Origin of the sequence: Pseudomonas sp. Irchel 3E13, assembly GCF_900187455.1 — a bacterium.
Classification (GTDB): domain Bacteria; phylum Pseudomonadota; class Gammaproteobacteria; order Pseudomonadales; family Pseudomonadaceae; genus Aquipseudomonas.
This window is the reverse complement of record NZ_FYDX01000008.1, coordinates 199,247-224,482: the sequence shown is the minus strand read 5'-3', so window position 1 is coordinate 224,482 and position 25,236 is coordinate 199,247. Positions and strand designations below refer to the sequence as shown.

The 25,236-nt window shown below is 64.2% G+C and carries 18 protein-coding genes and 1 riboswitch; of the genes, 2 read left to right on the top strand and 16 right to left on the bottom strand.

From position 1 onward, the window contains the following. Positions 1 to 102: 102 nt before the first annotated feature. On the bottom strand, positions 103 to 2,637 hold the full coding sequence (locus CKW37_RS15955) for an EAL domain-containing protein (RefSeq protein WP_095156787.1): 2,535 nt from the start codon (positions 2,635 to 2,637) through the stop codon (positions 103 to 105). Positions 2,638 to 3,049: 412 nt separating this feature from the next. On the opposite strand from CKW37_RS15955, the gene CKW37_RS15950 reads away from it, so the two are divergent. Then, positions 3,050 to 4,816, top strand: coding sequence for a S8/S53 family peptidase (locus tag CKW37_RS15950; protein ID WP_095156667.1), 1,767 nt, complete (start codon positions 3,050 to 3,052; stop codon positions 4,814 to 4,816). A 138-nt stretch (positions 4,817 to 4,954) separates the two neighbouring features. Further along, a complete protein-coding gene (locus tag CKW37_RS15945; RefSeq protein WP_095156666.1) occupies positions 4,955 to 6,052 on the top strand; it encodes a catalase family protein in 1,098 nt (365 codons plus the stop codon). A gap of 37 nt (positions 6,053 to 6,089) precedes the next feature. Here CKW37_RS15945 and CKW37_RS15940 read toward each other — a convergent pair whose 3' ends face one another. The 15 genes from CKW37_RS15940 to CKW37_RS15875 form a co-directional block, all read right to left on the bottom strand. Next, positions 6,090 to 7,871, bottom strand: a complete 1,782-nt coding sequence (locus CKW37_RS15940; protein ID WP_095156665.1) for a thiamine pyrophosphate-requiring protein — start codon at positions 7,869 to 7,871, stop codon at positions 6,090 to 6,092. A gap of 85 nt (positions 7,872 to 7,956) precedes the next feature. Continuing rightward, complete coding sequence (locus CKW37_RS15935; protein WP_095156664.1) at positions 7,957 to 8,481, bottom strand: hypothetical protein; 525 nt, start codon at positions 8,479 to 8,481, stop codon at positions 7,957 to 7,959. Positions 8,482 to 8,604: 123 nt separating this feature from the next. Then, positions 8,605 to 8,745, bottom strand: coding sequence for a hypothetical protein (locus CKW37_RS32975; RefSeq protein WP_175650860.1), 141 nt, complete (start codon positions 8,743 to 8,745; stop codon positions 8,605 to 8,607). A 292-nt stretch (positions 8,746 to 9,037) separates the two neighbouring features. Then, a complete protein-coding gene (locus CKW37_RS15930) occupies positions 9,038 to 10,939 on the bottom strand; it encodes a potassium transporter Kup (protein ID WP_177454431.1) in 1,902 nt (633 codons plus the stop codon). A 340-nt stretch (positions 10,940 to 11,279) separates the two neighbouring features. Continuing rightward, positions 11,280 to 12,302, bottom strand: a complete 1,023-nt coding sequence (locus tag CKW37_RS15925; protein WP_095156663.1) for an iron ABC transporter permease — start codon at positions 12,300 to 12,302, stop codon at positions 11,280 to 11,282. After that, complete coding sequence (locus CKW37_RS15920; protein ID WP_095156662.1) at positions 12,302 to 13,270, bottom strand: ABC transporter substrate-binding protein; 969 nt, start codon at positions 13,268 to 13,270, stop codon at positions 12,302 to 12,304. Before CKW37_RS15920 ends, CKW37_RS15925 begins: the two co-directional genes overlap by 1 nt. Then, a complete protein-coding gene (locus CKW37_RS15915; protein ID WP_095156661.1) occupies positions 13,267 to 14,052 on the bottom strand; it encodes an ABC transporter ATP-binding protein in 786 nt (261 codons plus the stop codon). Before CKW37_RS15915 ends, CKW37_RS15920 begins: the two co-directional genes overlap by 4 nt. 35 nt (positions 14,053 to 14,087) lie before the next feature. Further along, on the bottom strand, positions 14,088 to 16,226 hold the full coding sequence (locus tag CKW37_RS15910) for a TonB-dependent siderophore receptor (RefSeq protein ID WP_095156660.1): 2,139 nt from the start codon (positions 16,224 to 16,226) through the stop codon (positions 14,088 to 14,090). Between the two features lie 107 nt (positions 16,227 to 16,333). Then, positions 16,334 to 16,540: riboswitch (cobalamin riboswitch) on the bottom strand. A gap of 78 nt (positions 16,541 to 16,618) precedes the next feature. Beyond that, on the bottom strand, positions 16,619 to 18,037 hold the full coding sequence (locus tag CKW37_RS15905) for an aldehyde dehydrogenase family protein (RefSeq protein ID WP_095156659.1): 1,419 nt from the start codon (positions 18,035 to 18,037) through the stop codon (positions 16,619 to 16,621). A gap of 12 nt (positions 18,038 to 18,049) precedes the next feature. Continuing rightward, the gene (locus tag CKW37_RS15900) at positions 18,050 to 19,090 is read right to left on the bottom strand and encodes a homoserine dehydrogenase (RefSeq protein ID WP_095156658.1); all 1,041 of its coding nucleotides are present in this window, start codon (positions 19,088 to 19,090) and stop codon (positions 18,050 to 18,052) included. Positions 19,091 to 19,330: 240 nt separating this feature from the next. Then, positions 19,331 to 19,768, bottom strand: coding sequence for an Lrp/AsnC family transcriptional regulator (locus tag CKW37_RS15895; protein WP_095156657.1), 438 nt, complete (start codon positions 19,766 to 19,768; stop codon positions 19,331 to 19,333). Continuing rightward, on the bottom strand, positions 19,765 to 21,153 hold the full coding sequence (gene thrC, locus CKW37_RS15890) for a threonine synthase (protein WP_095156656.1): 1,389 nt from the start codon (positions 21,151 to 21,153) through the stop codon (positions 19,765 to 19,767). Before thrC ends, CKW37_RS15895 begins: the two co-directional genes overlap by 4 nt. 18 nt (positions 21,154 to 21,171) lie before the next feature. Then, positions 21,172 to 22,062 (bottom strand): LysR substrate-binding domain-containing protein, encoded by an 891-nt coding sequence (locus CKW37_RS15885; RefSeq protein WP_095156655.1) that lies wholly within the window; start codon positions 22,060 to 22,062, stop codon positions 21,172 to 21,174. 49 nt (positions 22,063 to 22,111) lie between these two features. Then, positions 22,112 to 23,551, bottom strand: a complete 1,440-nt coding sequence (locus tag CKW37_RS15880; protein WP_095156654.1) for an amino acid permease — start codon at positions 23,549 to 23,551, stop codon at positions 22,112 to 22,114. A gap of 139 nt (positions 23,552 to 23,690) precedes the next feature. After that, positions 23,691 to 24,947 (bottom strand): cystathionine gamma-synthase family protein, encoded by a 1,257-nt coding sequence (locus CKW37_RS15875; RefSeq protein ID WP_095156653.1) that lies wholly within the window; start codon positions 24,945 to 24,947, stop codon positions 23,691 to 23,693. Positions 24,948 to 25,236: the final 289 nt, after the last annotated feature.

Sequence of the window (25,236 nt, the reverse complement as noted above, 5' to 3'; positions counted from 1 at the left end):
TTCACGCGCTTCTGCAAGCTCCTGCTTGAGCCGCCGATATGCTGAAAACATGAGGAAGTCCTCCAATTACGAGAGAGATAAGCAGCGTGCACCTTCAATACGTCAGTACTTCGTCATCCAGGCTTCCAGGTCTTGCGGCGTAAGCGGCTTCGACAGCAGGTAACCCTGGGCAACGTGGTACCCCTGATCCTTGAGAATCTTGTACTGGCCTTGCTCCTCGACCCCTTCGGCAACCACCTTCAGGCGAAGGCTGTCGCCGATGCGCATCACTGCGTCACTGAGCGCACGACTGGTTTCATCCGCTTCAAGATCCAGCACGAAGCTACGGTCCAGCTTCAATTCCTGGATGGGCAGTTTGCGAAGGTAACTCAAGCTTGAGTAGCCTGTCCCGAAATCATCCATGGCCAGTTTGATGCCGCGTTCGCTGAGGTCGTGAAGAACCTTCATGGTCCCCGGGTTAGTGTCGAGCAGCAGGTTTTCGGTGAGTTCAATGGTCAGGTCCTTGGCCGCCAGGCCATGTTGATCAAGCACGTTGCCGATCATTCCGGCCAGGTCCAGATTGTGGAAGTTGCTGGGCGACAGGTTCACCGACACCGACGGGATGTTCAGGCCCTTGCGACGCCACACCGCCAGTTGCCGGCAGGCTTCCTTGACCGCCCAGTGCCCCAGCTCGGTAATCAGCCCGCACTCCTCCGCCAGCGGGATGAAACGCGCGGGCGAGACCACGCCGAAGGTCGGGTGCGTCCAACGGGCCAGGGCTTCGACGCCATACACCTGGCCGTCTTCGATATTCACCTGGGGCTGGTAGTTGAGGTGCAGGCCGCCCTGTTCGATGGCGTCGCGCAGGGCGTTTTCCAGCGCCTGGCGCTCCTGGGCCAGCTCGTTCAGCTCATGGCTGAAGAAGCTGAAGCGGCCGCGGCCCGAGTGCTTGGCCTGGTACATGGCCATGTCGGCGCGGTGGATCAGGGTGCCCATGTCATGGCCGTCGCGCGGGTAGATGCTGACGCCCATGCTGGCGGACGGCGAAAAACACGAGCCGGCGATCTGACAGGGCTGGGAAATCGCATGCTTGATGTCCTCGATCGCCTCGGTGACGTTGTCGCTGTCGCAATTGGGCAGGACGATGACGAACTCATCGCCCGACAGCCGGCCAACGATGTCGGCGGCGTTTCGGTTGGCATTGAGGCGCTGGGCGATCAATTTGAGCAACGCGTCGCCCGCCGGATGGCCCAGCGAATCATTGATTTGCTTGAAACGGTCGAGGTCGATGAACAACACCGCCAGCGAGGTTTTGCTGCGCCGCGCCTCGATCAACGCGTGATCGGCCTTGGCATGCAGCAGGCTGCGGTTGGGCAGTTGCGTCAGACTGTCGTAGAACGCCAGTTGGCGGATGCTCTCGCGGTTGACCTCGCGTTCCATGGCCAGCGCGCACAGCGGAATGATCACATCGACCATCTGCTGGTGCAGCACCGAGGGCGTCCGATGATCGCTGTAGTAGAAGGCCAGCACCCCGATGGCGGCGCCCTTGGCGCTCTTGATCGGAATGGACCAGCAGCTCTTGATTCCCAGGTCGAGGAATTCGTCGCGGATCAACGCCCAGCGCGGGTCGCTGCCAATGTCCCGGACAAACACGATCTCGCCCCGCTCAGCCGCAAGGCTGGACGAACCGATGCCGTCCTTGATCGGCATGCCTTCGAGCAGTTGCCCATAACGCTCGGAAAAGCCGGGCGCCGCCAGCGGGTGCATGGCGCCATCTTCATCGACCTGGATCACTGCGGCGCGAACTTCCGGGGACATCCGCTCGACTTCCTTGCACAGCAAGTCCATGACCGACTCCAGCGGCATCTCCCGCACCATCGCGTCGAGAATGCAATGTTGCAGCACTTCATGAATCTTTGACGCGGTGATATCGGTCAATACCGTCACGGTGTGGGCAAGTTCGCCATTGGCGCCAATCACCGGGTTGATTGCAACATCACACCAGATACGTTCGCCGCCTTTGACTTTCAATAACTCTTCGAGGCGGAATGAACGGCCGCCTTTCAAACCTTCTTGAACCCGCGCAATACGCGCCGAGGGTAAATGCGGCACCAGTAACTTCGCGGGTTTGCAGCCTTCAACCTCACTAAAGTCATAACCAAAGATCTTGGCAAAACCTTTATTCGCATAGACCACGCCGCCACTACCATCGGTAATAAAAATCGCATTATCAGTTTGATCGGCGACCATCGATAACAGTTTGATGCGTTTGCGTTCCTTTCGCTGTTCCGTCACATCTTTGACAAATGCGGTGAATAATATCTGGCCCTCACTGACGACCCGCGAAATCGACATCGAACCCCAGCGTTGCGTGCCGTCTTTTTTATGAATGGGCACATCCCGGGTCGTACCGACAATCTTGTTGATACCGGTGCGCCGATTGGAGTCGACATAGCCATCATGTTTACTGCGGATGTTTTCCGGCACCAGCATGCTGACATTTTTTCCAAGCACTTCTTCCCTGGAAAATCCCCACAACTTTTCCGCGGCGGCATTGAACAACACCACACAGTTGCAGGTGTCGATTACAACCACACTGTCGATGGCTTGTTCCAGCGTTTGCACGAAAACATCAGAGAGGTTTTGGGAAATAGGCATCAACTCGATCCGAAAAAACATATGTACAGTTGCGAAGGCACGGCAAGCCCGATGAAACCGTCTTTCATCACGCGCGTTACAGGGCTGCCTCAATAACCAGGAAAACGCCCGGCGGGGCGCGGCGCATAGCTTACGCCCACCAATGGCCCATAGCCATTATTGATGACGGCAGGCTATGTAAAGTTTTCAGCGCCGGCTAATAACGCAGGAAAATATTTTATTTATTAAAAATAAATGACAACTTCCTGACGCACATCAATATCTAAACAACCCGCATGTGTTAAGCGAATCAATCGGCACACATTAAATAATATGCACGCAAAGCAAAGGCCTCGCCGAGGGCTCCTCGCTGAACGAAGCGGCCTGCGGGATAGTCGGAACAGCAGGACCTTCACCCCGGGATGCTCAACCGATGCCGTTACGATCCGCCGCTTTCGCCACCGTGCTCATGCTGGCCGGCAATCCTGTGACCGCCGCGGAAGCGCCGCTGCGCCTGGAAAGCCTGAAACGCTGTGGCGACCTGCTGGAAAGCCGGCAGCAGGACTGGTGCCTGCGCGTGCGCGGGCTGGGCGCGGCAACGCCGCACTTGAAGCTGGGTGACAAGGCGCTGCCGGCCAACAGCGTGCAACGCGAGGGCGACACCTTGCGGCTGCGCCTCGACAGCGCCGGCTACCAGAGCGGCCCGCTCTGGCTGGAAGACGGTCCGCGCGCCAGCAACGCCGCCTGGCTGAGCCTGCGCAACAGCCATGTGCTGGCCGCCGGGCCGGACGAGGTGGCGAAGAACATGGACGGCCTTACCACCTACGTCGATCTGGTCAGCCTGCTGATCGAGGAAAACCAGGACGGTCGCCAGGAAGCCGAGCGCCTGGCGCGCAAGTACGGCGCGAAGGTGGTCGGCAGCATCGCGCCGCTGAACCTCTACCAGCTTCGCCTGCCGGCCAATGACCTGATGCAGCGCGATGCGTTGGTGCTGCGGCTGGGCAGCGAGACCAGCGTGGATGCCGTGGTGGTCGAGGAGTCCGCGGCGGAAGAATCCGAGCACGCCACCGCCCGCCCCGCGGCGCAGAACAAGCCGGCCGAGGACTCGGACGAGTGGGCCGCGAACCGCTTTCTCGATGCAGTGAATTACTACCAGCGGCGCATACCGGGACGACAGGCGCCCATCCATCCGCAGCCGGTGCGCATCGGCCTGATCGAGCGCGACGTCGATTTCGACACGGCGGACTTCGCCGACTACCTGGGCGCCTGCTCGCCACCGCGCACTTGCGTCTACGCCCGCGACGCCGCCAAGCCGGACAACCACGGCACCACTGTCGCCGGCATCCTCGGCGCGGGCTGGGATAACGGTGGCAATACCGGTTTCCTGCGCGGGCTGGACAAGGCCGGCGGCGGTTTCGAGGTCATCGTCGAGCGCAATTCCGATGCCGGCATCACCGCCAACATCGCCGCCTCGGTGAACCTCGTCGAAGACGGCGTGCGCGTGCTCAACTGGAGTTGGGGCATCCACCGCGTCGGCGCGAAGAATGTCGACGGCGACGACGTCGACTCGCTGCTGCGCTCGGGCATCGCCATGGCTGGCTACGAGGAGTTGCTGGAGGAATTCTTCCTCTGGCTGCGCAAGGATCATCCCGATGTCGTGGTGGTGAACTCCGCCGGCAACGGCGCGTCGTTCTCCGGCAGCGATGAATACCGCCTGCCCTCCTCGTTTATCACCGAGCAGTTGCTGGTGGTCGGCGGGCACCAGCGCAACGCAGACGGCGGGCGCGCCGTCGAGGACCCGGCGTACGCGGTCAAGCGCAGCACCTCGAACATCGACATGCGCGTCGACATCACCGCCGCCGCGTGCGCCCACGCCTCGAACCGCGAGGCCGGCCAGACCGGCGCAGTGCACTGTGGCACCTCCTATGCCACGCCGATGGTCGCCGGCCTGCTGGCGGCGATGCTGTCGATCAATCCGCAACTGCAGCCCGAGCAACTGCGCATGCTGCTGCGCCGCAGCGCCATGACCATCGGTGACAACCACGACTTCGAAGCCATGGACGGCGAGGACCTCACCGCGCCCATCCTGCCGTCCGAGCGCAACTACCAGCTCGGCGACCGCGACGTCGGCCGCTCGGCGCGGCTGGACATGCAGAAAGCGCTGGACCTGGCGGTGCAGAGCCGCGATCGGGTGCGCTGAGGCCCGGCCACGCTGCCACCGGTCGCACACGGTGCGTTTCCGGCGAACGACGGCGCTGCCGGCGAAGTCCTCTCTACAGCGCTCATCCAAAGAAGCGCGACGCCTGCGTGATTCCCGAGCCTGACTGGAGATGTGCTGATGAGCGATCTACCGACCACACGACCCGCCGCACCCCCGCTGCGCTTTCAAGCGGACTTCGAACAGATCCCGGAGGACGAGGCGCAGACCAGCAAGGAGCTGGCCGAGACCCTGCGCTCGATCATGGAAACCACCTTCGCCGACCGTGGCCATGCCGACCGCAGCGTCCACGCCAAGGGCCACGGCCTGCTGCGCGGCGAGCTGACCGTCCTCGACAACCTGCCGCCCGAGCTGGCCCAGGGCGCGTTTGCCCGCCCCGCCACCCTACCCGTCTACCTGCGGCTGTCGACCAACCCCGGCGATATACTCGACGACAAGGTGTCCACGCCCCGGGGCCTGGCGATCAAACTGGTGGGCGTCGAAGGGCCGCGCCTGCCGGGCAGCGAGGGCGAAGTCACCCAGGACTTCGTGATGCAGAACGCCAAGGCGTTCATTTCCGCCACGCCAAAGGCATTTCTGAGAAGCCTCAAATTGCTGGCGAAAACCACCGACAAGGCGCCGGGCTCGAAGAAAGTACTGTCGGCGGTGCTGCGCGGTGTCGAGGCGGCCGTGGAAGCCCTGGGCGGTGAAAGCGCCACGCTGAAAAGCCTCGGCGGCCATCCGCAGACCCACATCCTCGGCGAGACCTTCAACACTGTGGTGCCGGTGCTCTACGGCCCGTACTACGCCAAGCTGGCGATGGTGCCGGTGTCGGCGTCGCTGACCGAGCTGACCAACCTGCATGTCGATTTCCATGGCAACCCGGATGGGCTGCGGGCGGCGGTCGCCCAGTACTTCGCCGGGCACCGCGGTACCTGGGAATTGCGCGTCCAGCTCGCCACCGACAGCGAGCAGATGCCCATCGAGGATGCCTCGGTGCAATGGGACGAAAAACTCAGCCCGTTCGTGACCGTGGCGCGGGTCGAAATCCCCGCGCAAAGCACCTGGGACGCGGAAAAGGTCAGGGAAATCGACGACGGCATGGCGTTCAGCCCGTGGCACGGACTGGCCGCGCACCGGCCATTGGGCGGGGTGATGCGGGTACGCAAGCCGTCGTATGAAATGTCGGCGGATTATCGCGCCAGCCACAATGGCTGCCCGATCCACGAGCCGCGCTGAAGGCTGGCCCTGGGCGTGATCCGCCCAGGGCCTCGCGTCATTTCTTCGGCAACACGCTACTGAGCACCTGCCGCGCGGTCTGCCGGATCACCCCGACGCTGTCCGGGTCGCCCTGCAGCAGCGCGCCGGCAAACTGCCGGGCCTGCTTGAGGCTGATATGCGGCGGCAGCGGCGGCACGTTCGGGTCGGTGCGGAAATCGATCACCACCGGCACATCGCTGGCCAGCGCCTGTTCCCAGGCAGCGGCAACATCCTCGTCGCGCTCGACGCAAATGCCCTTGAGGCCAATGGAAATGGCAAACAGGTGATACGGCACATCAGGGATGTCCTGGCTTGCGGCGAACTTCGGGTCGCCCTCCATGACCCGCTGTTCCCACGTCACCTGATTGAGGTCCTGGTTGTTGAACACCGCGCAGATCCAGCGACCATTGCCCCACTGCTTCCAGTACTTGGCGACGGTGATCAGCTCGGCGAGGTTGTTCATCTGCATGGCGCCGTCGCCGACCAGGGCGACGACGGTCTGCTCCGGGTGGGCGAATTTGGCGGCGATGGCATACGGCACCGCCGCGCCCATGGACGCCAGCCCGCCCGACAGCGAGCACTGCATGCCCTCGCGGATGCGCAGGTCGCGGGCAAACCAGTTGGCGCAGGAGCCCGAGTCACTGGTGATGATCGCGTTGTCCGGCAGGCGCGGCGACAACTCGTGAACGACCCGCTGCGGGTTGATCGGGTCTGCGGTGGTCAAGGCGCGCTTCTCCAGCTTGGTGTCCCAGGCCTTGCGCCAGCCTTCGACTTTCTTGCGCCAGCGCCGGTCGGTCTTCTGTTCGATCAGCGGCAACAGCGCCTTGAGGGTGTCGGCGGCGTCGCCCACCAGGTTGATGTCCATCGGGTAGCGCAGGCCGAGCATGTTCGGCGCGATATCGATCTGCACGCCGCGGGCGTGGCCCTCCTTGGGCAGGAACTCGGCGTAGGGAAAGCCCGAGCCGATCATCAACAGGGTGTCGCATTCGTTCATCAGCTTCAGGCTGGGTTCGGTGCCGAGCAGGCCAATGCAGCCGGTGACCCACGGCAGCTCATCCGGCAGCACGGCCTTGCCCAGCAGCGCCTTGGCCACGCCGGCACCGAGCTTTTCCGCCAGGGCGCGGACCTGCTCGCTTGCCTGCAAGGCGCCGGCACCCACGAGGATCGCGACCTTGTTGCCCGCGTTGAGCAACTGCGCCGCGTCGACCAGGTCGGCTTCACGCGGCACGACGCGCGGACGGCAGACACCAACGCTGGAATGCAGGGTGCCATGGGCACGGGCGGGTTCTTCGTAGGGCAGGTCCTGCAGGTCATTGGGCAGGATCAGCGCGGTGACTTTGCGTTCCCCCACGGCCGTGCGCACGGCACGGTCCAGCAGGTGGCGTACTTGCGATGGTGCCGACGCCTGCTGGACAAAGGCCCCGGCCACGTCCTTGAACATCGACATCAGGTCCAGTTCCTGCTGGTAGTGGCCGCCCAGCGCTGTGCGGGCCTGCTGGCCGGTTATGGCGAGGACCGGCATATGGTCCAGGCGCGCATCGTAGAGGCCGGTGAGCAGGTGCGAAGCCCCCGGCCCGGACGTGGCGATGCACACGCCTAACTCGCCGGTGAATTTGGCATGGGCGCTGGCCATGAAGGCGGCCATTTCTTCGTGACGGCACTGGACGAATTCGATCTTGCCGGAGCGCCGCAGCGCACCGAACACGCCGTTGATGCCGTCGCCGGGGTAGCCAAAAATACGCTTCACGCCCCACTGGCTGAGCCGTTCCACGAGAAAGTCGCCTACGGTGCTGGACATGGTTGCTGCCTCCTTGATCCTGCGGTCGATAAAGGCTGGGACCGGCAGTGGAGCGCGCATGTTCAGATTGATTTGCGGCGGCGGCTCAGGCGATCTGGATGTACAGCGAATAGCCGCCGAGCAACATCCAGAACGCGAGGAAGATCCACGGCGTGCGCAGCGAAAACAGCAGCGATTTGCGGTGACCGGCGCGGGACGTCTCGGCCTCGCTGAACAGCGGCGATTCGTCGTAGGCCAGGCCCATCAGCGGGTCGCTGTGCAGCAGATGGCTCTGTTTGACCTGCCAGTGGTCAATGATCCGGTACGCCGCATGAATCCCCGGCCACGCGTTCAGCGAACTCAACACGCCCAACAGCGCGAGAAACGGCGGCACCACCATGGTGAACATCTTGCCCCACTCGGGGTTGAGGTTGGCCATGGACGACACGAAGGCAATCACCAGGAACGACTGGGCGGCCAGGTAGGCGTCGGTTCGGTTGGCGAGGATGCTGGTTTCGTACTGGATTTCGCGCCGGTAAAAGTCCAGGCGCTCCTTGGGAGAGCCGAACATCCGGGCGTTCTGGGCATCGATCTGGTGGTCGGGGGTGGCGGGCGTGATGATTCGGGGCACTCGGTAGCTCCTGTCCGTTGCGCGGGGCTGGGATGCAGGAACGTTGTCGCACTGGATCCCACGCAGGTTGGGAATCCGCGACCTCGAACAAAGTTCACACGGGCGCCATTCAGCGCACGAACATCACGGCATCAAGATGGCTTCATGCACCTCGATGGACGGGACCGGCACCCTGCCGCGCTGCCCATCCAGCCACTCGCGCATCTTGCGCGCATCGAAAATCTGCCCCTCTTCCATCATGCTGAGGATCAGAGTTTGAGACATCCGGTAACACCCGCATTGGAAACAACGCCGTTGTTCCCACCCCGGTGAGCACTCGATGGATTCAGCGCGACCCGCGCAGATAAGGCAACTCATGGATCCCCCTGGGTTGTTTTTGTAGTGGGAAAGGCACGCCTGTCCGTGCTTATGACGAGAGAGCATAGCCGAGCCATGAAAATTCCGTGCCAGTCGGGGGGATTCGACGGACGGTAATGGCCTGATCGCGCCGAGAGGCGCCGTGCGGGCGGCGCTTGATCTCAGCAGCCCGGCAGCCTCATCGGCATGCGCACTCGCCTTATATCTCCACTTGCGTGCCCAGTTCGATCACCCGGTTCAGCGGCAGCTTGAAGTACTTGAGGTTGCTGTTGGCATTTTTGAGCAGGAAGGCGAACAGGTGCTCGCGCCACTTCGCCATGCCGATGCGACTGGTCGGGATGACGGTCTCGCGGCTCAGGAAGTAGGTAGTGCGCATGTGGCTGAAATCGAGGTCGGTGCGCGGGCATTGGCTCAAGGCCAATGGCACGTCGGGCTCTTCCATGAAGCCGAAGTGCAGGTTGACCCGGTAGAAACCGTCGCCGTACGCCTCCACATCAAAGCGCTTGGCGGAGTTGACGCGCGGACGGTCCTCGAACACGACCGTGAGCAGCACCACCTGTTCATGCATCACCTGGTTGTGCAGCAGGTTGTGCAGCAAGGCGTGGGGCACCGCGTCGGTCCTCGCGGTGAGGAACACCGCCGTGCCCTGCACCCGGTGCGGTGGTTGCGCCTGCAGGCTGCTGATGAACAGCGGAAGCGGCAGCGCGGTTTCGTCCAGGCGCTCGACGATGATCTTGCGCCCGCGCTTCCAAGTGGTCATCAGGATGAACAGGCCGATCCCGGCGATCACCGGGAAGGCGCCGCCCTGGACGATCTTCGGCGCGTTCGCCGAGAAATACAGGCTGTCCACCAACAGGAAACCCAGCAGCAAGGGCACGGCCAGCCAGCGTGGCTTTTTCCACAACAGCAGCACCACGGCGGAGGAAAGGATGGTGGTGATCAGCATGGTGCCGGTGACTGCCACGCCGTAGGCCGCGGCCAGGGCACTGGAAGACTCGAAGCCGATCACCAGCAGCACCACGCCGACCATCAACGCCCAGTTCACCGTGCCGATGTAAATCTGCCCCTGCTCCTGGCTGGAGGTGTGCTGGATGAACATGCGCGGGACGTAGCCCAACTGGATGGCCTGGCGGGTCAGGGAAAAGGCACCGGAAATGACCGCCTGGGAGGCGATGATCGTCGCCAGGGTCGAGAGCGCGACCATCGGCAGCAGCGCCCAGCCGGGGGCCAGCAGGTAGAACGGGTTACGTACGGCTTCCGGGTTATCGAGGATCAACGCGCCCTGGCCGAAGTAGTTGAGCACAAGGCCCGGCAGCACCAGGCTGAACCAGGCCCGGGCAATCGGTTTGCGGCCGAAGTGGCCCATGTCGGCGTACAGCGCTTCCGCACCCGTCAGCGCCAGCACCACCGCGCCGAGAATGGCGACGCCAATGCCCGGATGCACCACGAAAAACTGCACGGCCCAGGCCGGGTTGAGCGCCAGCAGCACTTCCGGGCGCTGCACGATCCCGTAAAGCCCCAGTGCGCCCAGCACCACAAACCACACCACCATCACCGGGCCGAACAGGATGCCGATGCGTGCGGTGCCGTGTTTCTGGATCAGGAACAGCGCCACCAACACGATCACCGACAACGGCACGACCCAGTGGTCGATGCCGTCGAAGGCCAGTTGCAGGCCCTCAACCGCGGACAACACTGAAATCGCCGGGGTGATCATGCTGTCGCCGTAAAACAGCGCTGCGCCAAACAGGCCGAGGAGCACCAGGGCCCTGCTCATTCGCGGAAAAGGTGCAGCGGCCCGGCGCGCGAGGGCGGTCAAGGCCATGATCCCGCCTTCGCCCTGGTTGTCGGCGCGCAGGATAAACAGCACGTATTTGATCGAGACCACCCAGATCAGCGACCAGAACACCAGTGACAGGATCCCCAGCACGCCGTCATGGCTGGGCTGAACGCCGTAGTGGCCGGAGAACACCTCCTTGAGGGTGTACAAGGGGCTGGTGCCGATATCGCCATACACCACGCCGGCAGCGGCGATCAGCATGCCGATGCCGGAGGTTTTGGCGTGGTGGGAGGGTTCTGCAACGGTCAGTGCTTCACTCACGGGTGACTTCTCTGGGTTGAGGGGCTGACGCGGGCCCTTCATGAGCTGGGGTATTTCACCGGGGGGGCGTCCGGGTGCGGGCAAAAAAACGCGCTCAGTATCGTTTTATGCGTTGGGATGGGGCGTAAAAAAGGCGTAAAAATTCGGTTTTTTTTGGGGGGGTATCTGCACATTTCATGGCTGTTTGGCGACCAAGCGCTAGCCGAAAGGTTTTCAGCGCCCTCAAGACCGAGCGCCGCGCGGGCGGCGCTCAATCTCAAGAGCGCTGGAGAGCTTCCGACATGCGCCTTCCAACCACCGAATGACCGAAAGAGAGGCAGATACCCAAACCCCGCCCTCACTATCGCCCCCGCTTCAACAACACAATAAAAAACACACCCCCCAACGCCGCCGTCGCCACACCAATCGGCAGATCCTCAGGCGCGATCAAGGTTCTGGCCGCCACATCAACCCACACCAGAAACACCGCGCCCAGCGCCGCACTGACCGGCAGCAAGCGCCGGTTCTCCGCACCCACCAGACGGCGCGCCATATGCGGCACCATCAGCCCGACAAAACCAATGGCCCCGGACAACGAAACCAACACCCCGGTCAGCAACGACGTGCAGAGGAACACCTGAATACGCAGACGACGACCACTAAACCCCAGACTGATCGCCGTCTGTTCACCACTCATCAACGCATTGAGCCCGCGAGCCAGCACCCACAGCGCCAGCATGCAAGCCGCCACGCACAGCGCCGGCAGCCAGATCACCTCCCAGCGCGCCGAGCCCAGGCCGCCCAGCATCCAGAACACCACCGACGCCGCAGCATGTTGCTCGCCGGTGAACAGCAACAGGTTCACCCCCGCCATCAGCACGAACGACACCGCCACACCGGCGAGCAGCAGCCGGTCGCTTTCGAGACGCCCGTCCCGTCGGGCCACCGCCAGCACCAGCAGCATGCTGCCCGCCGCGCCGATAAACGCCGCCAGCGGCAGGCTGAAGATGCCGATGAATTCGCCGAGGTAAAGAATCACCAACACCGCCCCCAGCGCCGCGCCGGAGCTGACGCCGAGCAGGTGCGGATCCGCCAGCGGGTTGCGGGTCACCGCCTGCAACGCGGTCCCGACCAACGCGAGGCCCGCCCCGACCAACGCGCCGAGCAGCACCCGCGGCGCACGGATCAGCCAGACGATATGCTCCTGCCCCGCACTCCAGTTCACCGGCAGCTCAAGCCCGGCCTGCCGGCCAATGATCCCCCATACGGTGCCCAGCGGAATCACCGCCGGCCCGAACGCCAGCGCGACCACGCAAGACAGCAGAATGACCAGCAGCAAGGCTGCGAGCAGCCCGCGATAGGCGGCATGGCTTCGGATCAGCATCAGTGCGAGTCCTGCGCGAACAACCGTGGGTGCAGACCCGCGGCGAGTTTTTCGATGGCGATGGCGTTCTCTACCGACGGTGTGACTTCCAGATAGGTCAGCACCACAAAACGCTGCTCACGAATGGCCCGCGCCGTTTGCAACGCCGGATGACGCAACAGGAAATCACGTTTCTGCTGCCAGCTCAGCGGGCCGTAGTCGACGATCGCGATGACTTCCGGATCGCGCTCCACCACGCTTTCCCAGTTCACCTGGGTCCAACTGGCGGCGACGTCGTCCATGATGTTGTGCCCGCCAGCAGCATCGATCAGCGCCTGGGGCATGCCGAGGCGGCCCGAGGTGGTGGGCCGGTCTTCGCCGCTGTCGTAGAGGAATACCCGTGGCGCTTCTCGCGCCTGCCGAACCGTGCTGGCGACCGCGTCGATGCGTTCGCGCATCTGGCCGACCAGCGCCTGGGCGCGGTCTTCGACGGAGAAGATCCGCCCCAGATTCGTCAGGTCGCGGTACACGTCATCCAGGCTGGCGCGCGGCTGCTTCATGATCCATGAGCAGGATTCGCTGAGTTCATAGACCGGAATGCCGAACGCCGCGAGGGACGTCGGGGTCAGCGGGCCACCGACCCGCATGCCGTAGTTCCAGCCGGCGAAGAACAGGTCGGCATCCACCGCCAACAGCGTTTCGACGGACGGGTAGCGGCTGGCAAGCTGCGGCACACCCTGCAGCGCCTCGCTGATCCAGGGGTCGCGGTGCTTGGTGGCGGTAAAGCCGGTGTAGCCGGCCAGACGCTCGCGCACGCCCAGGTGCAGCAGCATGCCGGTCATATTCACATCGTGAACGACGACCCGTTGCGGCGCCTTGTTCAAGGTGATGTCGCGGTCGCAACTGCGCACGGTGAGTGGGTAATCGCTGGCCAGCGACGGCGCTGCCGCCAACGCCAGCGCCAGGCCGGCAAGTAACCGATAGTTCATGGTTGAGTGATCCAGGTGACACGCGGATAGGCGTGCAGCGGGTGGGTGTCGACCAGCGCCCGCACACCGAAAACGTGGTGCAGAAGCTCACTGGTCAGGACCTCGGCCGGTGTTCCGCTGGCGACGATGCGGCCCTCGGCGATGACGCAGAGCCGATCGCAAAACGCCGCCGCCAGGTTCAGGTCATGAAAGCTGGCGAGGACGCTCAGGTCGAGGCTGCGCAGATGGCCCAGGAGTTCGAGCTGATAACGCGGGTCGAGGTGGTTGGTCGGCTCGTCGAGAATCAACAGACCAGGCTGTTGCACCAAGGCCCGGGCCAGCAGCACGCGCTGTTTTTCGCCACCGGACAGGCTGGCGAAACTGCGCAGCGCGCACGCCGTGAGCCCTACCCGCTTCAGCGCCTGCGCCACCTGCGCGGCATCGTCCGCGTTGTCGCCGCCGAACAGGCCCTGGTGCGGGGTACGCCCCATGGCCACGACGTCGGCAACGGTCAGGCCGAATTCCTGGGGAAACTCCTGCAGCACCACGGCAATGCGCTGTGCGCACCAGCGCGGGGTGCGCCGCCACAGGTTCTCGCCGTCCAGCATCACGCTGCCCATGGCCGGTTCATAGGCACGGTAGGCGCAGCGCAAAAGGCTGGTCTTGCCGCTGCCATTGGGGCCGATCAGGCCGACGAATTCGCCCTGGCCGACCCGCAGGTGGATATCCCGCAGCAGCCAGAGCGGATCGCGGTCACGGCCGGGGGCGGCCCAGGCCAGCCCCTCGATACTGAGTGAGGACATTCAGTCTCCGTGCGCCCCCGCCGGGGGCGCGGCAGTCAGAAGGTGTAGTCAGCCGTGACGAAGAACGAACGCGGCTCGCCCAGGTACCACTGCCGACCGTTGTTGCCGGTGGTGGTGGCGTACTGGCGGTCGAACAGGTTGTTCAGTTGCAGGCCGAGGGTCAGGTCCGGCTGGACGTGCCAGTCGATGTTGGCATCGACCACGGTGTAGCCCGGGACGTCGACCGTGTTGGCGTTGTCGCCGTAACGGCTGTCCACGTAGCGCGCACCCGCGCCCGCGCTGAAGCGCTCGGCGAAGTCCTTGCTCAACCACAGGTTGGCGGAACGGCGCGGCACGTTGACCGGCTGGTTGCCTTTGAAATCGCTCCCGCCACTGGAAAACTCGTCGAACTCGGCGCGAACCCAGGCGGCGTTGGCGGAGAGCTGCACGTCGTACGGCAGGCGCAGTTCCAGCGTGGCCTCGATGCCGTCGGAGGATTGCTGACCGATCTGTTGCTGGATCGTCGGATTGACCGGATCGGTGCTCAGCAGCTTCTTCTTGACGATGTGGTACGCGGCCAGGGTCCATTCGCCACGGCCGTCGAGCAACTGCTGCTTGATGCCCACTTCGGTCTGTTTCGCGGTGCTGAGGTCCCATTGCTGCTGCGCGGTCGAGAGGGTCAGCAGGTTGCTGACGCCTTCGGTGCTGGTCGCGTATTGGCCGTATAGCGAAAGGTCCTCAGTAACGGCGAACACCAGGCCGGCGCGCCAGTTGCCACCGGACAGGCTGCGATCACTGCGGGTGTCAGTCGGCACATCGGTACGGTCGAGGTGGACCTGATCGCGGCGCACACCGGTGATCAGCGAAAGCTGCTCGGTGAGCTGGGTGCGGTTCTCGGCGAACAGCGAGAACTGCTTCGCCTGGTTGGCGTCACGGGAGCGATACGGGTCGGTGCTGACATAGCCGCCACCACCCGAGCCGGCCAGCGGCACGGTGTCGCTGTAGACGTTGCCGAAGTCATGCTTGCGCACGAAGCGGATCGAGTTGTAGTCCGCGCCGACCACGGTGCGGCTGTCCAGCCCGAACAGCGAATGCTGCAGGGTGAAGGTCTGACGGTCGCCCACCTGCTCCTGGGTCTGCTTGATGCTGATGAAGCTGTCGCGCCGCACGAGGTCGCCCGGCAGCCAGGTGTAAGTCTCGGCATTGCGCCAGCGGCGCTGGGCCTTGAGGAAGTACAACTGGTTGCTGGCGCTGAGGTTGTCGTTGATCGTCCAGTCCGTGACCAGCCGGGTGGACTGGTCGTTGTAGTGATCGGTCGCATCCTCGACGTTGTAGTTGTGGTCACGCAGCGACTCGCGGAAATGCCCGTCCACCAACGGCGTGCCGAAGTAGCGTTGCGGCTCCTGGTCGCTGTAGTCATGGCTGAAGGTGAAGCTCAGGTCGTCGGTCGCCTGCCAGCGCAGCGAGCCGCTGAGGGCGATGCTTTCCGAGTTGCCGCGATCGACCCAGCCATTGCTCGCCTGCTGGTTCAGGTTGAAGCGGTAGCTGAGGCTGTCGGTCAGCGAGCCGCCGCTGTCCAGCGCAGCCTGGCGTTTGTCGTCCGAGCCATAGCCGAGGCGCAGGTGATTGCGGATCTCGCCCTCGAACGGCTTCTTCGGCACCACGTTGATCACCGCGCCCGTGGCGCCTTCGCCGTAGAGCACCGAGGCCGGGCCGCGCAGCACATCGATGCGTTCCACGGCCCAGGTGTCCACCGGGAACGTGACGGTGCCGGCGCCGACATACAGGCGGGTGCCGTCATACAACTGCATGGTCGAGCTGTGGCCGGTGAAGCCGCGGGCCGACAGCGCGGTGCCGCCATTGCCGGGGGTGCCGATGAAGGTGACGCCCGGGGAACGGGTCACGGCGTCCTGCACGGTGGCGTTATTGCGTTTGAGGATCTGCTCGGCGCTGATGCTGGTCACACTGGCCGGGGTTTCCAGCGGCGTCAGCCCCAGGCGCGAACCGCTGGTGCTCGGGGTGTGCAGGTCAGGCTGAGGGTTTTGCTCGGCGACCTCGTTGATGGCCGTGGCCGGCAGGGACAGGGCTTTTTCGTCTTCCGCGGCGTGCGCCGGCAGGGACAGTAATACGCAAGGTGCGAGGCTGGCACACAGCAGCGTGCCCGAGAGGGAATTGAACAGGGAATTACGGGACATGTCGTTCCACTTGAAGCAGGAATGAAAGAATCCCGGAGGGAACAACGCATAGGGAATCGCGGGCGCGACAGCCCACGGAAACCGGCCTGCGCCCGCCCACCGCGGGTTTGCCAAACGATGCTTCAGGCCGGTCTCCGGGCTCGCGAGGGTCATGAAACATTCGCCTTCCCATGCGCGGGGCACAGTGGCTTTTCGAATGTTTCGCTCGCATACCGTTGCGGGGGCAGCGCCGGACTGATCAGCAAAGTGACGAACCGGCTTCCCGTTTCACCCCATACACGGCGGTATGGGACACCTGAAACAGGCGCGCAGTTGACCATCAAAGTGCCAGCCGGTCAACGACAGAGGTGTCGGTGGCCGGCATCAGGACCGGCAATCACCGACGCGACGACTCAGCCCATGTCGTTGATGCACACCACTTTCGGCTGCGTCATGTCTTCATAGGCGAAGCGCACCCCTTCCCGTCCGAGGCTGCCGTATTTGAAGCCACCGAATGGCATGGCGTCGAAGCGGTAGTCGGACGAGTCGTTGATCATCACGCCACCGGCCTCGATGCGCCGGGCCAGCTTCAGCGCGGTCGACAGGTCGCGGGTGAATACGCCGGCGTGCAGGCTGTATTCCGGCGCGTTGGCCAGGGCGACGGCGTCGTCGAGGTGGTCGAACGGTTCGAGGATCACCACCGGCGCGAACACTTCCTGCTGCCAGATCCGGCTGGCGTGGCTGACCTGTTCCAGCACGGTAGGTGCGTACAGCGCGCCCTCGCGGCGGTGGCCACAAAGCACCCTGGCGCCTTCCGCCACGGCGTCTTCGACCAGTTGTTCGGTGCGGCAGGCCGCCTGCTCGGTGACCATCGGCCCGACATCCGTTTCGCGAAGCGACGGGTCACCCAGGTTCAAGGCCCGCGACTGCGCCACGAACTGTTCGCGGAACGCCGGATAAATCGCGCGGTGCACCAGGATGCGCTGGGTGCCGATGCAGTTCTGTCCGGCGGCCCAGAAGGCACCCGAGACGCAGGACTCCACGGTCGGCCCGAGGTCGCAGTCTTCCAGCACCAATACCGGCGCGTTGCCGCCCAGGTCCATCGCCAGCTTTTTCAGCCCGGCGCTGCGGGCGATGGATTCGCCGGTGGCAAAGCCGCCGGTGAAGGAAATCATCCGCACCTCGCGCAGTTCGACCAGCGCCCGGCCCAGTTCCACACCGCCGGTGGCCGTGGTCACCACGTTGTCCGGGAGCCCGGCCTGCGACAGGCACTCCACCAGTTTCAACGCCGACAACGGCGCCAGCTCGGACGGTTTGAGGATCACCGCGTTACCGCCGGCAATCGCCGGGCCCAGTTTGTGCGCGACCAGATTCAGGGGGTCGTTGTAAGGCGTGATCGCGACGATCAGCCCCAGTGGCTCGCGGGTAAACCAGCCCTGGCGGGACTCCGAGCCCTCATAGGCTTCGAACGGCACCACTTCACCGGCATTGCGCCGCGCCTCTTCGGCGGACAGCTTCAGCGTGTTAACACAGCGCTTCACTTCCTTCTCGGCCTGGCGCAGGGTTTTCCCGGCTTCGGCCACGATCAGGCTGGCGAACGCCGCGGCGTCGGATTCAACGAGTCGTGCGGCCTCCTCGAGAATCCGCGCACGGCGATGGCGTGGCAGCGCCGCGCTTTCGCTGACGCCCGCCCGCGCCCGGGCCAGCAGGCCCGGCACCGCCGCAGCGTCGAGGTTGGGCACGCGACCGACCACACCGCCATCGAACGGGCTGAACACGTCGATGTGGCTTGGGGCTACGGATTGAACACTGGCCATGCGAGATACGCTCATGAAAGGCTCCGGTTACTGGCGGTCGGTGGTGTGCAGGGCGATGATGTCGGAGAGCAAGGCAAACGCCGTCTCGATCCGGCCGGCGCCCGGCCCGGACACTGTGACGGCGCCGAGCAGTTCGGTGTTGAAGGAGATCGCGTTGACCGCGCCGGAGATACCGGCCAGCGGGTGCTCGAGCGGCAACAAACGCGCTTCGACGCTGGCGGACACCGAACCGTCGGCCGCCTTGCTGGCGGCGCCGATCAGTTTCCAGCACTGCCCCGTGGCCTGCGCCTTGACGATGTCTGCGGCGCTGATGCCGCTGATGCCCGAGCAGGCGACGTCGCTGACGCTCAAGTGCGCGTCCAGCAGTTCGTTGGCGAGGATCACCACTTTCAGGCGCACGTCATGGCCTTCGACATCCGCGGTCGGGTCGGCTTCGGCGTAGCCCAGTTGTTGCGCCTGGGCCACCGCATCGCTGAACGCCAGGCCGTCCTTCATCCGCGTCAGCACATAGTTGGAAGTGCCGTTGAGGATGCCCTCGAAACCTTGGATTTCCGCACCGGCAAGGGCTTGTCGGGCCAGGCGGATCACCGGCGTGCCGCTCATCACCGAGCCTTCGTATTCGAACGCCAGGCCCTTGCGACGGGCCAGCGCCTTGAGCTCGGCGCCGTGCAAGGCAATCGGGCCCTTGTTGGTGGTGACCACATGAATGCCGCTTTCCAGCGCCCAGCGGCAGAAGGTGGCTGCCGGCTCGCCGTCGACTGGGTTGGTAAAGGTCGCCTCGGCAATGATGTCGGCGCCGGACTGCTTGATCACCGTTTCATTGAAGGCCTCGGCAGTACCGCCGGCGATGCGCGCCAGCGCGCCCTTCTCGGCGGGCAGCGCGACCAGTTCGGCGGCGTCCAGGCCGTTGCGGTTGACCACCGAGCCGAGAAACAGGTCGGTGACGCCGACGATCTTCAGGCTGAAACCGAGGGCCGCCTTCCAGGTGGCGTTACGCTCTGCGATCAACTGGGCCAGGCCACGGTTCACACCACCGAAGCCGACCAGGGCAATGTTGTATTCAGTCACGAAGGCATTCCTCTTTGCTGTTGTCTGATGGCATCAGCGTACGAGTCGGGCCAGGGCACTTGAATACGGCAAAACGCTGTATTTGTTGAGCGATTTGCGCAGTGCGCAAACGCCTGAAATCGAGGCGCGAAGGGACGCTTGCGCTGCGGTGAGCCAGCGCAAGCGTGGGGGGGGCATCGCGAGCAAGCTCGCTCCTACAGTGTGGGAGCGAACCGTTGCGAAATGGGCGGAAGGGTTACTTCAGAAAACAGCAGAAAGGACAAAAGAGGTCACGGTGTTTTCCACGCCGGGCATGGCCGCGATTTCTTTCCAGACCGCGTGAACCCGCTCAGGGCTCGCCGCGTTGACCCGCAGCATCAGGTCGAACTCGCCACTGAGCACCTCGCACTGGACCACCTCGGGAATGGTCCCCAGCTTGGCCAGCACATCGTCGCCGCGCATGCGGTCGTAGCGATAAACGAAAATCGCCGCGCTGATCAGCGACGAAGGCCGGCGAGCGTCGCCCAGCCGCACGGTATAGCCCTGAATCGCGCCATCGCGCTCAAGCCGTTCGACGCGCTGGCGCACCGCGTTGCGCGACAGGTTGACCTTGGCCCCCAGCTCCGCATGAGCGATACGCGCATTGGCGGTCAGCTCGGCGAGGATGCGCTCATCCAGGGGGTCCAGAATGCGCTTCATAGCGCCCTCGCCTGCGCAGCCCGCAACACATGACAGAGTCCGTCCAGATCGCCACGCTGAAGGGCCGGCGGCTCGTCCGCCAAGGCTGGCGGCAGCGCCACCTCGCCGTCCCACACACCCAGTTGCGCCAGCAGCGCGGCGGATTTTTCCGGCGCGATCTGGCCCAGGGTGACCATCGGCGCGCCCAGGCTGCGCCGATGCAGGCGCCCGGCCAGCGCGCCCACCGCCGTATGCGGATCGACAATGGCGCCGGTGTCCTCGCGCAGGCGGATGACCTCGCGGCGCACCTCGGCCTCCTCCACCGCATAGGAGTCGAACAGTACCCGCGCCTGCAGCCACTGCGGGTTGCCAATGCTCAGCTCGCCACAGGCTTCGAAATGTTCCATCAGCGTCCGGACGCAACCGGCACTGCGCCCGTACAGCTCCCAGATAAAGCGCTCCAGGTTCGAATACAGGGAAAAATCCATGGCCGGCGCCAGGGTGCGCTGGCTGGCGTGGGTGGCATATCGATTGCGGTGGAGGAAGCGGTGCAGCGCGTCGTTGCTGTTGGTCGAAACGATCACCTGATTGATCGGCAGGCCCATTTTCTGCGCGACGAAGCCGGCGTAGATCTCGGCAAAGCTCGCGGCAGGCACGCTGAACCCGACGGGCCGGGTGCCACCGCCCAACTGCAAGGCGGCATGGAAGTAAAAAACGATCTGGGCCAGCACGCCGACCCAGTTGGTGGAGTTGAAGCAGACCGGAATCACCCCCTCCAGCGGCCAGGCGCGAAACAGCCGCGCGACCAGGGTCTGGCAGTCATCGAAACTGCCGTCCACGGGGATCAGCAGGACGCGTTCAGGGTCGGCCGCCAGCAAGGCGGCGAGACGGTCGGCGGGGACGTCGTGACGCGGGTAGAGAATCGCCATGCGCACACTCGGGCATGCCGCGAAGGCCTTGATGGCGGCAACGCCGGTGTCGCCGTTGGTGGCGCCCACCACCAGGGCTTCGCTAGTCGATTCATCGAGAAAGTGCCTGACCAGCCGAGCCTGAAGCTGCGCGGCAAAGTCTTTCGAGGTGCGCGTCGGGCCATGGAACAACTGCAGAATCCATTCGTTATGGCCAATCTGCTGCAGCGGTGTGATCGCGCGATGGGTGAAGTCCTTGTAGCTGTCGCTGAGCAGTGCGCGCAGGGTCGGCTCATCCAGCGCGTCACCGACGAAGGGCGCGATCACCCGCCATACCAGCTCATCGAAGGGCAGCCAGGACCAACTGGCGATTTCCTCCGGGCTGATCTCCGGCAAGTGCGCCGGCACATACAACCCGCCATCGGCAGCAGGCCCCGACAGCACGACTTCACGGAAGTCGGCCCGTACATCGCCATTGCGGGTGCTCACGTAGTGCATGAAAACTCCAGAAAAGGGTTACGAAGGCCGATGGGCTTGAGCCACCAGCCAGTCTGAAAACAGCGCGGCATCGGGCGGCAACGCGCGCCCTTGCTCACGGACCAGGTAGAACGATTCGCTGGCTTCGATGCGCTGGCTGAAGGGCGCGACAAGCTGCCCGTCCCTGAGCAGGTCCTCGACCACTGAGGAACGCGCCAGGGCAACGCCCTGCCCCAGCTCCGCCATGCGGATCGTCGAAATCAGCGTGTCGAATTGCAGCCCCCGCGAGTAATCGACATCGTCCGCGCCGACCCGCTTGAGCCAGTAGCCCCAGCCCTCTTCGTAGCCGAGGACATGCAGCAGCGGATGGTGCTTGAGGTCCTGCGGCTGACGGATCGGCGAGCGCGCCAGCAGCGCCGGCGAGCAGACCGGCACCAGCACGTCCCAGGTCAGACGCTGGGCATGCAGACCCGGCCATTCACCATTGCCCCAGCGCACTTCGAGGTCGTCCTCGCCATCCGGCGCCTTGACCCACAGGTTGCTGATGTAGCGGATGTCGATGTTCGGGTTCTCGCGGCTGAAATCGAGCAAGCGCGGGGCCAGCCAGTACTGCAGGAACGACAGGCTGCCGCGGACCTTCACCGGCCTGCGCTTGTGCTGGCCGAAAATCTCGTTGGTGCCCACCGCGAGACGGCTGATCGCGTCCTGCACCACCGGCAGGTAGGACTGGCCCTCCTCGGTCAGGTCGAGGCCCCTGGGCAGGCGCTTGAACAAGGCCACGCCCAGGTGGTTTTCCAGTTGGCGGATCTGCTGACTCACTGCGCCCTGGGTCAGGTGCAGTTCCTCCGCGGCGTGGGTGAAGTTCAAGGCGCGCGCCGATACCTCGAATGACCGCAGCCAGTTCAGCGGCGGCAGGGATTTTTGCTTCATCGGCACGACCTCGTTCGGAATTGAATCCGTCCATCATGAACCGGAATCTTCAGGTCGCGTTAACGCCCGGGACCACCGGCAGCATGGCGGCAAGCCGCTGTTCGCGCTTCTTGCGGGTCACCCAGTAGACGAAGTAGCACCAGGCGATAAAGGGCAGGCCGAAGTACAGCGCCACCCGCTGCTCAGGGTCGAACGCGATCCCGACGCAAGCCAGCACGCAACACAGAATCGCGCCCAGCGGCACCCAGGGGTAACCGCGCACCCGGAAATGCAGGTCTTCGACGCGGCCACCATTGGCCACATAGTGCCGGCGAAACGCGATCTGGCTGGCGGCGATGCTCATCCACACCACCACCACCGCCAGCCCGGAAACGGACACCAGCGCCAGGTACACCGTGTCCGGCGCAACCACGCTGCTGAGCAGCGACGCCACCGCGCCGGCCATGCTCAGGATGATCGCGTTGACCGGCGTGCCGCGCGGCGAAAGGCGGCGGAAGCACTTGGGCATATGGCCCTGGTCACTCAGGGTCCAGAGCATCCGCGAGGCGGCGTACAGGCCGGAGTTGGCCGCCGACAGCAGTGCGGTGAGGATCACGAAGTTCATGATGTCGGCCGAGTACGGGATGCCGATCATGTCGAACACCATTACGAACGGGCTTTCCACCAGGCCTGCCTGCTCACGGGGCAACAAGGTCGCGAGGACGACGATGGTGCCGACGAAGAACAGCGCCAGCCTGACCACCGTGGTGCGAATGGCCTTGGGCACGCTGTCCTGGGGATCCTTGGCTTCGCCGGCGGCAATACCGATCAGCTCGGTGCCGGAGAAGGCGAACGACACCGCCAGCAGCGTCATCGCGATGGGCAGCAAGCCGGTGGGGAACAGGCCCTCGCGGGTGAAGTTGGACAGCCCGATGCCCTGAACATGCTTGACCTCGAACAGGCCGCAGATCGCCCCGGCACCAATGACGATGAAGGCAATCACCGTCAGCACCTTGATCAGCGACAGCCAGAATTCGGTCTCGGCGAACAGGCGCACAGACACCACGTTGAGGATGAACACGGTGATGGCGAAGAACGCACTCCATATCCACACCGGCGTGTCCGGAAACCAGCGGACCATCAGGATCCCGGCGGCGGTGAATTCCGAGCCAATGGCGACGGCCCAGGTCAGCCAGTACAACCAGGCCACCGTGTAGCCGGTGCCCGGTCCCAGGTAACGGGTGGCGTAGCTGCTGAACGAGCCGGTTTCCGGCATCTGCACGGCCAGTTCGCCCAGGCAGACCATCACCAGGTAGACCATCACGGCGCCGACGATATAGGCGATCACCGCGCCGAGGGGGCCGGCCTGGTTGACCGTGTAGCCCGAGGTCAGGAACAACCCGGTGCCGATCACCCCGCCCAGCGCCAGCATGACGATGTGGCGGGTGTGCATCTCTTTCTTGTATTCGGCCGGATCAGCCGACGCTGTCGTTGAGTGTTCAGTGGACATAGTTTGATTCTCATGAAGTGTCTGGTGTTCAACGGGAAACCCGCAACGAGGCAGTACCAACCAATGCACCAGCGACTGTTATTGTTATTGCTTTCATGAAACAGGGCGCCCCGCCATCCCGGGCAGACCGCCCTCCCCCTCAGGCGGACACGCTGGCGCGCCGCTCGCTGCCGGCCACATCCGTGCGTTGGGCACGTACCGTGGCGAAGGCCTGACGCAAGTCTTCCAGCAGGTCAGCGGTGTCCTCGATACCGACGGACACCCGCACCAACCCTTCGGAAATGCCCAGCGCCTGACGCTCTTCCAGGGTGTTTTCCACGTGGCTGGTTGTCCGTGCCGGCCCGTAGATGGTTTCCACCGCGCCGAGGTTGCCGGCACGGTGGGCGTAGCGCAGGCACGGCAGCAGCTTGACGACGGTGTCCATCCCGCCAACCAGCACGAAGCTGACGATCGCGCCGAATCCCTTCATCTGCGCGCAGGCGATTTGGTGACCGGGATGCTGCGGCAATCCCGGATAGTTGACGGCTTCCACCAGCGGCTCGCTGCACAGGAATTCCGCCAGTGCCTGGGCGCTCGCCTGTTGCTGGCGCAGGCGCAGGGCGAGGGTCTTGATGCCGCGAATGATCAGGTAGGCGGAAAACGGGTCCAGCGAGGCGCCATTGATTTCCCGGTAGTGACGCACCTGCGCCATCAGCGACTCGGCGCCGCAGACCACACCGCCGAGCACATCACCATGTCCGGAAAGGAACTTGGTCGCGCTGTGCACCACCACATCGACGCCCAGCGCCAGCGGGTTCTGGTTCAGCGGCGTGGCAAAGGTGTTGTCAGCGACGACCAGCGCGCCGACACGCTTCGCCGCCGCCACCAGCCGGCGAATATCGAGGATTTTCAAGGTCGGGTTGCTGGGCGTCTCGAGGTAGACAAGATCACAGCCGAGGGCGATCTCGCGCTCGATGGCCTCGGTGTCGAGGGTGTCGCACAGCGTCACCTCGACGCCCTGGCGGGGCAGGAACTCTTCGAAGATCTTGTTGGTGCCACCGTAGCTGTCGCGGGTCGAGACCACGCGCTTGCCGTTGCACAGGAAGGTGTGCAGGACACCGCTGATCGCCGCCATGCCGGTACTGAAGGCCACGGCCGACTCGGCCTGCTCCAGCGCGCACAGCTTGTTTTCGAGCACCGCGACGGTCGGGTTGCTCATGCGGCTGTAGATGAAGCCCGGCTCTTTGCCCAGTGCGACGTCATACCAGGCATCGATATCGTGATAGCCGTAGGCAGCGCTGGCGACGATCGGGGTCTGGGTGGCGTTATAAGGGTGTTCGACCTGCTCCCCGCCCCACACCACACAGGTGCCAACACCCGGTTGCACGCCCTGAGCGACCTTTGCTTCGTTGTTCATGTCTTTGTCTCGCATCGATGAAACACGGCGGTGTTTCGACTGGGTCTGCGAGGACTATAGGGAGGACGCGGCCCCTTGAAAAACGATGGAATCCGGGCCTAAGGGGAGGGTTTTTTAATGGCTCCTTGGGTGGGAGGTGGATTGCTTATCGCGAGCAAGCTCGCTCCTACAGTTCCTATGTCTGTCAGTGTTAAGCGAGCTTGCTCGCGATAAACCGCATCACAAAATCCCGGTTTTCAGGGATGGCGCGGCCTTCTGCCATCAGCTTATATTGCTCGCCGTGCCGACC